Genomic DNA, 16,440 nt, shown 5'->3' with positions numbered 1-16,440 from the left:
AATTCCCATGGACATGAAGACATCTCCCCTCGCACTGCTGAACGACCCCACGCTGCTCAAGACTGACGGCCTCATCAACGGCCAGTGGGTGGCGGGCAGCAGCCGCTTTGACGTGAACGACCCAGCCACGGGACGGAAGCTGGCCGACGTGGCCAATCTGGGCCCGCAGGATGCCGAGGCCGCCATTGCCGCCGCCAACGCCGCCTGGGGCCCCTGGAAGACCAAGACCGCCAAGGAGCGCAGCATCATCCTGCGCAAGTGGTTTGACCTGCTCATGGCCAATCAGGACGACCTGGGCCGCATCATGACCGCCGAACAGGGCAAGCCCCTGCCAGAAGCCAAGGGCGAGGTCGCCTACGGCGCGAGCTTTGTGGAATGGTTTGCCGAAGAGGCCAAGCGCATCAACGGCGAGACCCTGCCCCAGTTTGACAACAACCGCCGCCTGCTGGTGCTCAAGCAACCCATCGGCGTGTGCGCGGCCATCACGCCATGGAACTTCCCGCTGGCCATGATCACCCGCAAGGTCGCGCCTGCGCTTGCTGCGGGCTGCCCCGTGGTCATCAAGCCAGCCGAGCTGACACCACTCACCGCCCTGGCCGCCGCCGAGCTGGCCATCCGCGCGGGCATTCCAGCCGGTGTGTTCAACATCCTGCCCGCGGACAGCGACAACTCCATTGCCATCGGCAAGGTGCTGTGCGCAAGCGACGTGGTGCGCCACATCAGCTTCACGGGGAGCACCGAAGTGGGCCGCATCCTGATGGCGCAGTCGGCCCCCACGGTCAAGAAGATGTCGCTGGAGCTGGGCGGCAATGCGCCCTTCCTGGTGTTTGACGATGCCGACATCGACAGCGCCGTGGAAGGCGCCTTTGCCAGCAAGTACCGCAACGCGGGCCAGACCTGCGTATGCACCAACCGCTTTTACGTGCAGGAAGGCGTGTACGACGAGTTCGTGGCCAAGTTCGCCGCCAAGGTCAAGACGGCCAAGGTGGGCAATGGCTTTGAAGCCGGTGTGAACCAGGGCCCGCTGATTGAGGAAGCCGCGCTGGCCAAGGTGCAGCGCCACGTGGACGACGCGCTGGCCAAGGGCGGTCAGGTGGTGGCTGGCGGCCAGCGGCTCAAGAGTCTGGGCTCCGGGCAGTTCTTCGAGCCCACGGTGGTGGCCAATGCGTCGGCCGACATGCTGTGTGCCCGCGAAGAAACCTTTGGCCCGTTTGCACCCGTATTCAAGTTCAAGACCGAGCAGGAAGCCATCGACGCAGCCAACAACACCGAGTTCGGCCTGGCCAGCTACTTCTACAGCCGCGATGTGGGTCGCATCTTCCGCGTGACCGAGGCGCTGGAATACGGCATGGTCGGTGCCAACGTGGGCATTCTGGCCACAGAGCACGTACCCTTTGGCGGCGTCAAGCAGTCGGGCCTGGGCCGCGAAGGCTCGCACTACGGCATGGACGACTATGTGGAGATCAAATACCTGTGCCTGGGCGACATTCAGAAGTGACCAGCGCCAGAACGGCTTCCCGTTGATATGCTTTTGATAGCTGCTAGCGCTTAATTTATAAGCGCTAGCAGCCAAAAAAGCTTCAAAATTTAGGGCCTCGTCAGCGACGCAACATCGCCTTCACGCGCAGGCCGGCCCACACTGCGAAGAACACCGCGGCACCAAACACCCAACCCGACAGCGCGCCCGCCATGCCGCCGGACAGCAGCGTGCCAATGGTGCAGCCCAGCCCGGTCATCGCCCCCCAGCCCAGGAACACGCCGCCCGACAGGCCCCGTACAGCATCGCGCCACGTGGGCCAGCGCGGCACAAACTGGCGGCTGGCCGTGGCTGCCACGAACGCTCCCGCCACCAGGCCCACCAACAGCATGGCATTGGGGGTAACCCAGGTGGCCTGCGGCACGGTAGCACAACCCGCAAATCCATCGAGCCCATCGAGCCGGTCTGGAATCCAGCCCCGCCCCTGTGCCCACTGGCGTGCGGCGCTGCCCAGCGTGGCTGTCACGCCCAGGGGTCGCATGCGCACGATGGCAAACGCGCCAATCAGCCCCACGACCAACCCGCCTACCCAGTAGTGCCAGCGCCCGGTCCACAGGTTGCGCCACACGGCACGCAGTCCTGGTACGGCAGGGACTGCACCCGGCGCTGATGATGCGGCGGCCTCCTGCGCAAAGCCACGCCAAAGCCAGGCAGCCACCAGGGCCAACCCACCCAGTTGCACCAGCAAGGCGCCGCCATACCCCAGGTGGGCAGGCAGCCACACCACGGGCGCATCGGCCACACTCAGGCTGTACAAGGGGTTCCAGGTCTTGAAACCCAGGATGAAGCCCAGTGCCGACCCGGCCAGCGCGAACGGCGATACCGTGGCCCCTTCGGCCAGCCGGTACCAGTGCGCGCTGATGCACGAGCCCGACACCACCATGCCGGTGCCAAACGACAGCCCAGCCGCTACCAGCACCCAGCTCACGGGGCCGATGTGCATGTCGGGCGGCAGCTTACCCGGCTGGGGCACCGGCAGCCAGCTGCCCAGCACCACGGTGTAGCCCACCACCCCCACCGCCAGCGCCAGCACGATGGCCAGCAGCCCGCGCGGATTGCGGTCTTCAAACCAGTCGCGCGCGTGGCAGTAAAAGCAAAAGCGCGAGCGCTGCAGCACGAGCCCCAGCACCGCGCCCGTGATCAAAGCAAAAACGAGCGTGCGCCCGCCTGGCAAGCCCTGAACCGCCTGGGCCGCCCAACCCAATGCCGCCAGCGCTGCAAGCGACGCCAGGGCTCCTGCGCCAGAGAAATTGATCTTGTATGTCATTGCACCGCACCCATAAAAAAAGCCCGCACCAGGCGGGCTGTAAAGGAGACCCCCTACCAAAACTCAAAAGATCTCTTTGTTTTGCATTGCACCTTCTTCCCAAAAGGTTCTGTCGGTCAGCCCATTCACTTCGCGGCCCAGATGGTGCCCGCCGGGTTGGTGATGGGCACGCCCACCGCATTGCCGTATTCCGTCCACGAACCGTCATAGTTCTTGACGCTGTAGCCCAGGATCTTGGACAGCGCAAACCAGGTGTGGCTGGAGCGTTCGCCAATGCGGCAGTAGGTGATGATGGGCTTGCTGCCATCCACGCCCGCGTTGGCGTAGAGCTTTTTGAGGTCCTCGGCGGACTTGAAGGTGCCATCCTCCTTGACCGCCTGGCCCCAGGGCACGTTGGCCGCGCCGGGGATGTGCCCAGCACGGATGCTCAGCTCGGGCACACCGGCCGGGGCAAAAATCTTGCCCGCGTATTCGTCGGCCGACCGGATGTCCACCAGCTTTGCATTGCTCTTGCCCTCTGCCGCAGCCAATGCATCGGACAGGCGGGCCCGCAGGTCGGTGTTCACCTTGGCCACCCGGTAGCTGGTGGTTGCAAACTCGGGCACGCGGTTGTTCAGCGGCTGGTTCTCCGCCTCCCACTTCTTGCGGCCGCCGTCGAGCAGCTTCACGTTCTTGACACCATAGATGTCAAACACCCACGCGCCCCAGGCAGCAAACCAGTTGTTGGTGTCGCCGTACAGCACCACCGTGGTGTCTTGCGACACGCCCGCCTTGGACAACAGGGCCTCAAACGCCTCCTTGCTCACGATGTCACGGCGCACCCGGTCGTTCAGGTCCTGGTGCCACGAGAAGTTGACCGCACCCGGCACATGGCCGCGCTCGTACAGGCCGGGGTTCACGCTCACCTCCACAATGCGCACCTGCTGGTTGTCCAGGTTCTGCGCCAGCCATTCGGTGGTGACCAGAGGGCCTGCGGGGATGGGTGTGGCAGCGAGCAAAGTTCCACCGAACAACGCCATGCAGGATGCCAAGGAGGCGCGCATCCAGCGGCGTCCAAACCATTGCGATGAGAGAGTGCGTTGGGTTGTCATTGGCATCCTTTCCTTTTCTTTGAAGTGCCTGCGCGGTGCAGCAGGTGGAAGGAATTTAGAGCCCGACGCGATCACACCCAAGCAACATGTTCGGCTATGGATATGCGTTTTGCACGCTTGCACAAAGCGCTTGCCAGACAGCTGGCGGATGCTGCCTATAATCCGGAGCGTCGCGGGTGTAGTTCAATGGTAGAACGGCAGCTTCCCAAGCTTCATACGAGGGTTCGATTCCCTTCACCCGCTCCAAATCAATAAAACCTGCCAGGCAGCAATGCCTGGCAGGTTTTTTCATGGGCTGACGTCTTTCTGTCGAGGGCTCTCTAGCCGCCGAGCTTTGGCACGGCACGGTCCGGTGCGGACACATGCATACGCGCCGTTGTTGCATCCTGGCCCAGGTTGAACCGCGCAATGGCCTCAACCATCTGCTGCGCCTGCGTGCGCAGGCTGCTGGCAGCCGCAGCCATTTCCTCCACCAGCGCCGCATTCTGCTGCGTGGTCTGGTCGAGCTGTGTGACAGCCTCACCCACCTGGCCAACTCCGGCGGTCTGCTCGTTACTGGCCGCGCTGATTTCAGAGACCATGTCGGCCACGCGCTGGATAGAGCTGACGACTTCCTGCATCGTGGTGCCCGCCTGATCCGCCAGCACCGAGCCCTGTTGCACCATGGCGCTGCTGGCGCCAATCAGCTCCTTGATGGCCTTGGCTTCGGCTGCCGTGCGCTGGGCCAGGTTGCGCACCTCGGCAGCCACTACCGCGAAGCCGCGACCTTGTTCACCCGCGCGTGCTGCCTCGACCGCCGCGTTGAGCGCCAGGATGTTGGTCTGAAAGGCAATGCCGTCGATCACACCAATGATGTCGGCGATCCTCTGGCTGCTGTTGTTGATGTCCTGCATCGTGCGGACCACTTTGGACACCACCTCACCACCCTGCTGGGCAACCCGGCTGGCCCCCACGGCCAGTTGGTTGGCTTGGCTTGCGCTGTCGGCGTTGTGGCGTATGGTGGCGCCCAGTTGCTCCATGCTGGCCGCCGTCTGCTCCAACGCACTGGCTTGACTTTCGGTACGCCCCGACAGGTCCTGGTTACCCTGTGCAATCTCCGTACTGGCAGCAGATACGCTGTCGGCACTGGTACGCACCGTGCCCAAACTTTCCACCAACCGGACGCGAAAGCCTTCCATGGCCTGGGCCAGAGAGCCGATTTCATCGCGCGAGCGGACGGACACCGCGTGCGTGAGATCCCCCTGCGCCAGATAGCCAAGGGCCGTGCTTAGCTGCTGCACGGGGGCACCCACCAGCCTGCGCGTAGCCACCAACAGCACCACTGTGAGCAACGCGAGTGCCACCGCCACACCCAGCCAAAGCCAGGTGAGCACGCCGCGCGCCTCACTCATCATCTCTGTCAAAGGCGCCTCGGCAACGATGGCCCAGCTCCAGGGTTTGTAGTGCTCAACCGCCACGTAGCGGGTGGCGGTATCACTCTCACCGCTGTGACGGGGCGACCAACCGGACTCCAGATCGCCAGAGGACTGGACCGCAGCCAACGACGCCAGCCAAGCCTTGGCGTTGTCGTCCTTGTCATCCAACTTCAGGGACTTGCCAGCGCCGGGCAACCCGAAAACACTGCCCCGTGCGGGGCCCGATGAGAGATTGACGGCATACACAGCACCCGAGGTAAACAATTTTTGTCCCGCCATCACGGTGTCGAGCTTGCCCAGAATGGCACCCATGTCGGAGCCAATGAACAGGATGCCGATGGTGCGAGTCCCGTCGCGGATGGGCTCATACACGGTCATGTACTCACGGCCAAACAGGCTGGCACGGCCGATATAGGTTTTGCCCTCATTCATGAGGGCATAGGCCGGGTGCTTACGGTCCAGCAGGGTCTTGTAAGCACGCTCACCATCCTGCTTTTTGAGGGATGTGGTCACACGAATGAAATCGTCGCCGGTGCGCGCGAAAATCGTGGCCACTGCTCCCGTGCTGTCCTTGGAGAATCGGTCCACCACTTCAAAGTCGCCGTTGACGGAGGCCCCCTGGAAAGACAGCACCGCCTCGGGCTTTCCATCGGCCCCAGGCGACTCTGCGACGGTGAATTGACCTGGGAAATTCGCCTTGAACAGGGTGAAGTCGCGCTTGGCCTGCTCTTGCGCCGTTTCATCAAAGGTCTGGACCAAAGTGCGTACCTGGGCGGCGTATTGCATGGCATCACCACGCGCGAGGCGTCCGAAGTCTTTCCAGAGCAGGGTACTGACGATGCCCATCGTGGCCAACAAAACCGCCAACAGACTGAGCAAAGCCGTCAAGGACAGCTTGAAGGCGACGGAATGGCGGGAGCTTGAGGGAATCATCTGGTGCTTTTGGGTAATTTATGCATCAACGTGCATACGGAGAACCAAAGTACCCGAAGTCGCGCAAAAACAAAACCATCGCCGGTGCAATGGCCTTTTTAGACATAGGGAAAACCCTTGCAAAAATTCACCACAACAACAACCCGCTGCTGCACACAGAAGTCGTCATGCAGGTCTGCGTCGAGGTCCCAGCGTGTTCAAGGCAGGCTCAGCGCCTGTCTGCTTTCAAAAACTCTTTGCACCCCAGTGACGGGATCCACAAACTCCAGAGACCGCGCCAGCAGCTGCAGTGGGCGCGAGTAGTCGCCTTCGGGCGGGTCGTTGACGACGGGATAAAAAGGGTCGTTGCGCAGTGGCAGCCCCAGGGCCGCCATATGCACGCGCAACTGGTGGCGCTTGCCAGTGACTGGCGACAGCAGGTACCGAGCCCAGTCGCCTGAGACCTCTAGCACCTGAATATGGGTGTAGCTATTGGGCTCGCCCGACACCTCCTGCATACGAAAGAACTGGGGACTCTCCTCCAACCGGCTGCGGTGGTCACGCGGGAAGGTCAGGTCGGCGCGCCACGGCGCAACGGCCTCGTAATGCTTGATGATCTGTCGATCGCGGAACAGCGCCTGATACGCTCCGCGCGTTGCCTGATGCACTGACAGCATCACCAACCCAGCCGTATCACGGTCAATGCGGTGCAATGGCGAGAGCTCGGGCAGCCCCAATCGGCGTTTGAGGCGTACCAGCAAGGTGTTGTGCAGATACCGGCCTGAGGGCGTTACCGGCATGAAGTGCGGCTTATCTGCCACCACCAGATGCTCGTCCTGGTACACCACCGCTTCACTGAACGGCAAGGCGGGCTCGGCGGGAAGACTTCGATAGTAGTAAAGGCGCAGACCTCCCTCAAAAGCCCGATCAGGCAACACGGCCTGCCCGCGTTCATCCACCACGACACCCGCCTCCATGCGCTCGTGCCACCCTTCACGGGATACGGCCGGCAGTCGCTCTGTCAAAAAATCCAGCATGCTGCCCTGCCCTCGCGCAGGCAGTACCACGCAGCTGGGGCTCACCCCATCGCGCACGGGCAATACATGGGGATGGCGAGGGTTGTGCATGGCGTGCAAATTCTAGGGGGTTGGTCGGCGTCAAGATACGCCAGTCCCGACCGGGGATAGCGCTTCACCCGCGCATACAGGTGGAGCACAAAGCCCATGGAGAGCAGCGCTGTAGGACAAGCACGCCAAAAGGCCTGTTAGCCAACGCAATCGACGCAAATTTGCGTTCTGCGGGCTAGCATGGCTGCTCTATGACAAGACCCCAAACGGACCAGCACACCACATCTGCACGCGCAACGGCGACGGCAATGGCACCAGCGGGAGTGACTTCAACGCCTCGCCCGAGGCAGGGCCATAGCAGGGTCCGCATTGCCTGTGGCGTAGCGGGAGTCATGGTAGGACTGCTGCTGATAGGCGCTGTGACGCTGAGCCAGTGGGATTGGAACCGCTCCAAACCCTGGATCAACCAAACCCTCAGCGAGGCAACCGGACGACAGTTTGCGGTGGAGGGCGATTTATCCGCATCCTGGCACTGGCCACAGCCCCTTGAAGAAGGGTGGCACCGCTGGGTTCCTGGCATCACTGTGCAGGGAACCCAGCTGGTTTTGCAAGACCCTCCAGGATTTGCCCGTCCTGGCAAAGCCGCAACGCCCCAAACCACGGCACGCGCCGAGATGGCGCGCGCATCGCTCAAGCTTTGGCCACTACTGGCGAGGCAAGTGGTCATTGATACCCTGGAGCTGTCTGGCCCGGACATCTCCCTCGCCCGCCTGCGCGACGGCAGCAACAATTGGACGCTGCTCCCCAAGAGGGATCCCGATGACGCCACGCCGCGCTGGGCGTTCAGCATTTATCAGCTAGCGGTTCGCGGGGGGCATTTGGCATATAACGACGCCAAGCAAGACCTTGATCTGACCGCCCGCGTCGACACCCTCAGCGAAGGGCAGACAGTCGTTGCATCGGGGAATGCTGCTTCGCCTGCGTCTGGCACGGCGAGTGCCTCTAGCACCCCAGTTTATGGCGTGCGCTTCGACCTCAAGGGCACGCTGGGCAAGGCGCGTATCGAGGGTCAGGGTCAGGCCGGCTCTGTGCTCTCGCTGCGCGACAAAGAGGTGAACTACCCCCTGCAATTCACCGCCAAGGCGGGCAGCGTAGAAACAGCCGTTCGGGGCATTCTGGCAAACCCTGGTGCGCTGTCAGGGATGGATTTCCAAGTCATGCTCAAAGGCGCCAGCATGGCAGACCTGTATGCACTCACGGGTCTTGTCCTGCCCAATACGCCCGCATTTCAGACCCAGGGACGATTGCAGGGCAGTCTGCAACCAGGCCGTGCTGTATGGGACTACCGTGACTTCACTGGTACGGTAGGCCAGAGCGATCTGCACGGCAATCTGCGCTTCGTGTCGGCTGCGCCACGCGGCAAACTTTCAGGCGCTATCACATCCAATCAGTTGCGCCTGGTGGACCTGGGACCAGTGCTCGGTACAGCCACCACGGCGACTGCCCAGCCTGGCCGCAATGGCAAGGTGCTGCCCAACGCTGCGTTTGCCACCGATCGCTGGAGCACCATGGATATGGATCTCAAGTTCGCGGGGCAGCGTGTGATCCGACCCAACAGCCTGCCGCTGGAGGACCTTAGCGTGCATGCCGTATTGGACGATGCCGTGCTGCGCCTGGAACCCTTGCATTTTGGTGTGGCCAAAGGCCAGATTGAATCCAAACTGGTGCTGGACAGCCGCAAACGACCGCTGACGGTACACATGGACACCCGCGTGCAAAACCTGCGGCTCGCTGCGCTGTTTCCCGAGGTGGAACTGACTCAAAAAAGCCTGGGGCGACTCGATGGCGCCATGGCGCTGAATGGCCAGGGGAATTCCGTAGCGCAGTGGCTTGGCAGCAGCAGCGGCGAGGCCCGCCTGTATGTGCGCGATGGCACTCTGAGCCGCGAACTACTGGACCGCGCTGCACTCAACGTAGGCAGCATCGTGGTGGGCAAACTGTTTGGCGACAACAAAGAAGTGCAACTGCGTTGCGCGGTGGCAGATCTGGCGGTGCGCGAAGGCCTTGCCACGGTCCGCACCGCCAAGCTGAGCACCAACGAGGCGGTGGTGGATGTCACGGGCACCATCGACATGGCAGAGGAACGCCTGAACCTGAGCGTGAAACCAGCGTCGCTGGAGTGGAAGTTCTTCTCGCTGCGCACTCCGCTGTACGTGCGCGGCACGCTGGGCAAACCCGATGTGGGCGCAGAACCAGGCCCCCTGCTGTTGCGCGCCGGGGCAGCCATTGCCGCTGCGGTGGCCGCGCCTGCCGCCTTGGCATTGTTACCTGTAACGGTACCCGGAGCTGACGACGACGCGCAGTGCGCGCCCTTGCTTGCTCAGGCTACACAACCGGTCAAGGCAGGGCGCGCTGGCGCGCCGGTCGCACGCACGCCATCACGCTAAAAAACAGTTCAACACCGCCTCTGCGGGTGTGTGGGCCCCAGCGGCCATCGCCAATGAAAAAGCCCACGGCGTGAACCGTGGGCTTTTTGTGGATCTGCGAGGACCCGATGTCAGTCGGCCGTCGCCTCTTCAGGCTCTGCAGGCTCGGACTTCGCTGAACGCTCCTTCTTTGGCAAAGGCTGGATATCCAGCAGCACATCGGGTGTTTCTACACCCTTGTCGTCCTTCTTCATCTCGATATCCACGGTCAGGCGTCCCCCTTCCGTCAGGCGGCCAAACAGCAACTCGTCAGCCAAGGCGCGGCGGATGGTGTCCTGGATCAGGCGCTGCATAGGGCGCGCGCCCATCAGCGGATCGAACCCCTTCTTGGCCAGGTGCTTGCGCAGGGCATCGGTGAAGGTGACCTCCACCTTCTTCTCGGCCAGCTGCGTCTCCAGCTGCAGCAGGAACTTGTCCACCACGCGCAGGATGATCTGTTCATCGAGCGCTTTGAAGTTGACGATGGCATCCAGCCGGTTGCGGAACTCAGGAGTGAACAGGCGCTTGATATCACCCATTTCATCGCCCGCCTGCCGCGGGTTGGTAAAACCAATGGTCGCCTTGTTCATGGTCTCGGCGCCAGCGTTGGTGGTCATGATGATGAGCACGTTACGGAAGTCGGCCTTGCGGCCGTTGTTATCCGTCAGCGTGCCGTGGTCCATGACCTGCAGCAGCACGTTGAAGATGTCCGGATGTGCTTTCTCGATCTCATCGAGCAGCAGCACCGCGTGCGGCTTCTTCGTGATGGCTTCCGTCAGCAGACCACCTTGGTCGAAACCGACATAACCTGGAGGCGCGCCAATCAGGCGGCTCACGGCATGGCGCTCCATGTACTCGGACATGTCAAAACGGATCAGCTCGATGCCCATGATGTAGGCAAGCTGCTTGGCCGCTTCAGTCTTGCCAACGCCGGTGGGACCGCTGAACAGGAACGAGCCGATCGGCTTGTCGCCCTTGCCCAGACCCGAACGCGCCATCTTGACGGCACTGGCAAGCACTTCCAATGCCTTGTCCTGGCCAAACACCACGCTTTTCAGGTCACGTTCCAGCGTCTGCAACTTGCCGCGGTCGTCATTGGACACGTTGGCAGGCGGAATGCGCGCGATCTTGGCCACGATCTCTTCGATCTCGGCCTTGCCAATGGTCTTCTTGCGCTTGCTCGGCACCATGATGCGCTGGGCCGCACCGGCTTCATCGATGACGTCGATTGCCTTGTCGGGCAGGTGGCGGTCGTTGATGTACTTGGCGCTCAGTTCTGCCGCAGCCTGCAGGGCAGCTGCAGCGTACTTCACGCTGTGATGCTCTTCAAAACGAGACTTCAGCCCCTTCAGGATGTCGATGGTTTCGGCCACGCTGGGCTCCACCACGTCCACCTTTTGGAAGCGGCGCGACAAGGCAGCATCCTTCTCGAAGATCCCCCGGTACTCCGTGAAAGTGGTCGCACCGATGCACTTGAGCTGGCCGCTGGACAGCGCGGGCTTCAGCAGGTTGGAGGCATCGAGCGTGCCGCCCGAGGCCGCACCCGCACCGATCAAGGTATGGATCTCGTCGATGAAAAGGATGGCGTTGGGCTTGTCCTTGAGCGACTTGAGCACGCCCTTGAGGCGCTGCTCGAAGTCGCCACGGTACTTGGTGCCCGCAAGCAGCGCACCCATGTCCAGGGAGTAAACCGTTGCCTCGGCCAGGATCTCGGGCACATCGTTTTGCGTGATCCGCCAAGCCAGGCCCTCGGCAATCGCAGTCTTGCCCACCCCTGCCTCGCCCACCAGCAGAGGATTGTTTTTGCGGCGACGGCACAAAATCTGGATCGTACGCTCGACCTCGTAATGGCGGCCGATCAATGGATCGATCTTGCCATCCTTGGCGGCCTGGTTCAGGTTCTGGGTGAACTGCTCCAACGGCGACGCCTTTTCGTTACGCTCACCACCACCGCCCTCTTCGCCCTCGGCCTGATTCTCGGCCTTAGCGGGCTCGGGCGGCTCGCCCTTCTTGATACCGTGGGCAATGAAATTCACCACATCCAGACGCGTGACACCTTGCTGGTGCAGGTAGTACACGGCGTGCGAGTCCTTTTCGCCAAAAATTGCCACGAGCACATTGGCACCCGTCACCTCTTTTTTGCCGTTGCCCGTGGACTGCACGTGCATGATGGCGCGCTGGATCACGCGCTGGAATCCCAGCGTAGGCTGGGTGTCCACCTCGTCGGTACCTGCGACCTGCGGGGTGTTGTCTTTGATGAAATTCGCCAGCGATGAACGCAGATCATCGATATTGGCCGAACATGCGCGCAGCACCTCCGCTGCGCTGGGGTTATCGAGCAATGCAAGCAACAGATGCTCCACGGTGATGAACTCGTGGCGCTGCTGACGGGCCTCAACAAAGGCCATGTGCAAGCTGACTTCCAGTTCCTGGGCAATCATGTGAACTCCTTTGTGCTTGCGTGGAAGGGATAACTTTAGATCGGGACAAAAGACCTGTTATTCAACAGGCTCACTGACACATTGCAGTGGGTGGCCCGCCTTGAGGGCGGCGTCAAGCACTTGCTCTACCTTGGTGGCTGCCACATCGCGCGAATAAACGCCGCACACGCCTTTGCCATCGAGGTGGATCTTCAACATGATCTGGGTGGCAGTTTCGCGGTCTTTACTGAAAAACTCCTGCAGAACCACGATGACGAACTCCATGGGCGTGTAGTCGTCGTTCAGCATGACCACCTGGTACATCTGCGGCGGCTGGGTCTTTTGGGTGCGCCTCTCGAGCACGACCGAACCGCCATCATCCCGCGCAGGCCGGGTCACGGGCGGCGCGGTGGGGGGTGAAGGTGGTTTTGTTGCCATGAAAATCATTCTAGCGACCCGAACAGGGTGCCGCTGCAGGAGAAGCTGGTTGTTGACCAGGTATTTTTCAACCCACGGCTTACAGAAACTTCTGCGGGGAACTCAATCACTCGTACACCACATTGGCGGCACCGGCCCCCACTTGGGCGGTCCATGCCGCCAACGCAGCATCGCTGGGATAGAAACGCGCGTTTTCACCCAGTTGCAACTCTGCCACTGCAGCAGCATCGTCCGACTTGCAGCGCACGCCCATGCGCACGCGCAACCCGTGCACCAACTCCCCTTCGGCGATCTCTTCGCGCAACGGCGGAAACTCGCGCACCAAGCGCGGCACATCTGGCGCCTTATCACCCACAGTCACATGCAGGTATTTGCCAAACCGGCAACGCGCGCCCGCCAGGTCCCACACCTGCTGCACCTTGACGCGCAGACCGCCACTGAAGTGGTCCAGCTGCAGCCGACCCATCATCACTACAAACTCATCTTCCTTGAGCTGATTGCGGTAGGTATTGAGCAACGCCTCATCGGCAGAAGCCTCAATCACAGCAGACTTGTCGTCCAGCTTGAAGAGTCCCAGCCTACCGCGTTGCCCGTTGATGACCCGAAAGTCGCTGATGATGCCGGCAAGTACCTGGGGCTCACGGCTGTCAAGCAGCTCATCGATCTGGGTGCGCACAAAGCGGCGCACCTCGGTGGCCACTTCGTCAAAAAGATGGCCAGACAGGTAGAACCCGACGGCGGTTTTTTCCAGCGTAAGCCGTTCCTTGATACCCCAGGGCGTGGCGTCCACCAGATCGGGCTCCTGGGTGCTGGAGCCATGGGCATCGTCACCCATCATGTCAAACAACCCGCCCTGGTTGACGTTGGCCAGCGTTGCGGCAGCAAAGTCAAAGGCCCGATCAATAGAGGCCACCAGGGCCGCCCGGTTGAGATGGATCGAATCAAAGGCACCCGCCTTGATCAGGGCCTCGACCGTGCGCTTGTTCATGCGGGCCTTGTCCACTCGCACGCAGAAGTCAAACAGACTTTTGAAGGGCCCTTTGGTCGAACCCTGGGGGCCTTCACCGCGCCCTTCACGGGCCGCGACGATAGCTTCGATCGCCTGCTGTCCAGTGCCTTTCACCGCCCCCAGACCGTAACGGATGATCTTGTCGGTGACTGGTTCAAACCGATAAAAGCCCCGATTCACGTCCGGTGGCTCGAACGACAGCCCCATCTTGTGTGCATCCTCGAACAGCACCTTGAGCTTGTCGGTGTCGTCCATTTCCACGGTCATGTTGGCGCAGAAGAACTCGGCCGTGTAGTGCACCTTGAGCCAGCCAGTGTGGTACGCCAGCAGGGAGTAAGCAGCCGCGTGTGACTTGTTGAAGCCATAGCCCGCGAACTTCTCCATCAGGTCGAACACCTCGTCGGCCTTCTCCTGGCTGATGCATTTCTCCGCTGCGCCCTTGCGGAAAATGGCTCGGTGTTCGGCCATTTCCTCGGCCTTCTTTTTCCCCATGGCACGCCGAAGCATGTCGGCGCCGCCCAAGCTATATCCGCCCAGCACCTGGGCGGTCTGCATCACCTGCTCCTGGTACACCATGATGCCGTAGGTCTCGGCCAGCACCGGCTCTACCAGCGGGTGGGGGTAGATGACCTCTTCCTTGCCATGCTTGCGGTTCACAAAGCTGGGAATCAGGTCCATAGGCCCCGGCCGGTACAACGCATTCAGGGCAATGAGGTCTTCCAGTCGACTGGGGCGCGCCTCTTTCAACATGCCCTGCATGCCGCGGCTTTCAAACTGGAACACTGCTTCGGTCTTACCCTCAGAGAACAGTCGATAAGTGGGTCCGTCGTCGAGGGGAATATTCTCGAACGCAAAATTCTCCTGACCCTTGTGCCGCTTCATGATGAACTCGCGTGCAATTTCCAGAATGGTGAGCGTGGCAAGCCCCAAGAAGTCGAACTTCACCAAGCCGATGGCTTCCACGTCGTCCTTGTCATACTGGCTTACAGCGGACTCGCTGCCCGGCTGCTGGTACAGCGGACAAAAATCGGTGAGCTTGCCAGGTGCGATCAGAACGCCACCGGCATGCATGCCGATGTTTCGCGTCATACCCTCAAGCTTTTGTGCCATCTCGATGACGGTCTTGACGTCTTCTTCCTTGCGCACGCGCTCGTAGAGCATGGGCTCCAGTTCCAGCGCATAGTTGTTCTTGTCGCCTTCCTTTTTCACCTCAGGCGGATAGGCCAGGGTGTAGGACATGCCAGGCTTGCCGGGCACCAGCTTGGAGATGCCATCACAAAATGTGTAGCTCATGTCCATGACCCGGCCCACGTCGCGGATGGCCGCCTTGGCCGCCATCGTGCCGAAGGTAGCGATCTGGCTCACAGCGTTCTTGCCGTACTTGTCCTTGACATAGTCAATCACACGGTCGCGGTTGGATTGGCAGAAGTCGATGTCGAAGTCGGGCATCGACACGCGCTCCGGGTTCAGGAATCGCTCGAACAGCAAGTTGTATTGCAGCGGGTCCAGGTCAGTGATCTTTAGCGCATAAGCGACCAGCGAACCGGCGCCGGAGCCACGGCCGGGCCCCACTGGGCAGCCGTTCTGCTTCGCCCACTGGATGAAATCACCCACGATCAGGAAGTAGCCCGGGAACCCCATTTTGAGGATGGTGCGCAGCTCGAACTCCAGGCGCTCGACATAGCGCGGGCGCTCCTTGTCCCTCTCAGCTTCGTTAGGAAAAAGATGTTTCAGGCGATCCTCCAGCCCTTCAAACGACGCGTAGCGGAAATACTCGTCGATGGGCATGCCGTTGGGCGTCGGAAAATCCGGGAGCTGCGGCTTGCCCAGCACCAGGGTCAGGTTGCAGCGTTGTGCAATCTCGACCGTATTGGCGATGGCCGATGGCAGGTCGGCAAACAAGGCCTCCATCTCCGCCGAAGACTTGAAATACTGGTCGCGGGTGAACTTGCGGACACGACGCGGGTTTGCCAGGATTTCCCCCTCGGCGATACAGATGCGCGCCTCGTGGGCCTCGTAATCATCCGGCTCGGCAAACTGAACGGGGTGGGTCGCCACCACCGGCAGGTTCAACCGTGCAGCAAGCTGAGCGGCTGCCACCACATGGGCTTCATCGTCGTTTCGGCCGGCCCGTTGCAGCTCGATGTAAAACCGGTGCGGAAAAATGCCCGCCAAGCGCAACGCAACGTCGGCGGCACCTGACTCATCCCCCTTCATCAGCGCTTGCCCTACCGGACCCGCCTGCGCGCCAGACAGGGCAATCAATCCGTCTGACAGCTCTTCCAGCCACGTCCAGGTGCTCAGCGCCAGATTCTTGACGATATTGCGCGTCCAGGCCCGGGCCAGCAGCTCCGACAGATTCAGATACCCCTGGCGACTCTGCACCAAGAGGATAAGGCGCGATGGGACACCTCCCGCCTCGCCCTCAAGAAAGATTTCTGCACCCAAGATGGGCTTGACACCTTTACCTCGCGCTTCCTTGTAGAACTTGATCGCCCCGAAGAGGTTATTGAGATCGGTGATGGCCAGAGCGGGCTGGCCGTCCTTGGCGGCCGCTTTGGCCACCTCGTCGATGCGATTGGTACCGTCAACGACGGAGAACTCGGTGTGCAGGCGCAAATGAACAAACATGCAGGCATTGTAGAAACCCCTGCGACTCTCCAACAGGACTTGCGTCGGCAGCGCCTTGGCGCTGCTGGCGCCACCAGTACAATGCTTTTTCGTGCCCGAAATGGCGCCGAAGGGTTCCGTGACGAGTACGCCAAGCGCACTCCCCTATGACTGAACCCTCGGGCCTTTCTTTGTGCACCTTTTTCCTT

The 16,440-nt window shown here is 61.5% G+C and carries 9 protein-coding genes and 1 tRNA gene; 3 read left to right on the top strand and 7 right to left on the bottom strand.

Features of this window, described 5'->3' with window-relative positions; genetic code table 11:
• The first annotated feature begins 7 nt into the window (after positions 1–7).
• On the top strand, positions 8–1,498 hold the full coding sequence (locus tag ACTJKQ_RS03045) for an NAD-dependent succinate-semialdehyde dehydrogenase (RefSeq protein WP_440595956.1): 1,491 nt from the start codon (positions 8–10) through the stop codon (positions 1,496–1,498).
• A gap of 100 nt (positions 1,499–1,598) precedes the next feature.
• Here ACTJKQ_RS03045 and ACTJKQ_RS03040 read toward each other — a convergent pair whose 3' ends face one another.
• Positions 1,599–2,804, bottom strand: coding sequence for a YeeE/YedE family protein (locus ACTJKQ_RS03040; protein WP_440595955.1), 1,206 nt, complete (start codon positions 2,802–2,804; stop codon positions 1,599–1,601).
• Positions 2,805–2,929: 125 nt separating this feature from the next.
• A complete protein-coding gene (locus ACTJKQ_RS03035; RefSeq protein WP_440596152.1) occupies positions 2,930–3,847 on the bottom strand; it encodes a sulfurtransferase in 918 nt (305 codons plus the stop codon).
• Positions 3,848–4,067: 220 nt separating this feature from the next.
• Between ACTJKQ_RS03035 and ACTJKQ_RS03030 the strand changes: the two genes are divergently transcribed.
• Positions 4,068–4,141 (top strand) — tRNA-Gly (locus ACTJKQ_RS03030).
• Between the two features lie 74 nt (positions 4,142–4,215).
• Here ACTJKQ_RS03030 and ACTJKQ_RS03025 read toward each other — a convergent pair.
• On the bottom strand, positions 4,216–6,243 hold the full coding sequence (locus ACTJKQ_RS03025; RefSeq protein WP_440595954.1) for a Cache 3/Cache 2 fusion domain-containing protein: 2,028 nt from the start codon (positions 6,241–6,243) through the stop codon (positions 4,216–4,218).
• A 197-nt stretch (positions 6,244–6,440) separates the two neighbouring features.
• Positions 6,441–7,349 (bottom strand): pseudouridine synthase, encoded by a 909-nt coding sequence (locus ACTJKQ_RS03020; RefSeq protein WP_440595953.1) that lies wholly within the window; start codon positions 7,347–7,349, stop codon positions 6,441–6,443.
• Positions 7,350–7,540: 191 nt separating this feature from the next.
• Here ACTJKQ_RS03020 and ACTJKQ_RS03015 point away from each other — a divergent pair, with 191 nt between their 5' ends.
• On the top strand, positions 7,541–9,736 hold the full coding sequence (locus ACTJKQ_RS03015; RefSeq protein ID WP_440595952.1) for an AsmA family protein: 2,196 nt from the start codon (positions 7,541–7,543) through the stop codon (positions 9,734–9,736).
• A 110-nt stretch (positions 9,737–9,846) separates the two neighbouring features.
• Here the strand turns inward: ACTJKQ_RS03015 and clpA are convergent, their stop codons facing one another.
• The 3 genes from clpA to dnaE all read right to left on the bottom strand — a co-directional run bounded on the left by clpA (position 9,847) and on the right by dnaE (position 16,252).
• Positions 9,847–12,195 carry an ATP-dependent Clp protease ATP-binding subunit ClpA gene (clpA, locus tag ACTJKQ_RS03010; RefSeq protein WP_108499250.1) on the bottom strand — a complete coding sequence of 783 codons (2,349 nt, stop codon included), beginning with the start codon at positions 12,193–12,195 and terminating at the stop codon, positions 9,847–9,849.
• A gap of 57 nt (positions 12,196–12,252) precedes the next feature.
• A complete protein-coding gene (gene clpS / locus ACTJKQ_RS03005) occupies positions 12,253–12,621 on the bottom strand; it encodes an ATP-dependent Clp protease adapter ClpS (RefSeq protein ID WP_015013909.1) in 369 nt (122 codons plus the stop codon).
• A 97-nt stretch (positions 12,622–12,718) separates the two neighbouring features.
• Positions 12,719–16,252, bottom strand: a complete 3,534-nt coding sequence (gene dnaE, locus ACTJKQ_RS03000) for a DNA polymerase III subunit alpha (protein ID WP_440595951.1) — start codon at positions 16,250–16,252, stop codon at positions 12,719–12,721.
• Between the last annotated feature and the right edge of the window lie 188 nt (positions 16,253–16,440).

It is taken from the genome of Acidovorax sp. 22279 (genome assembly GCF_052045435.1).
Lineage (GTDB): Bacteria > Pseudomonadota > Gammaproteobacteria > Burkholderiales > Burkholderiaceae_C > Acidovorax > Acidovorax delafieldii.
This window is presented reverse-complemented; position numbering and strand designations above follow the sequence as displayed.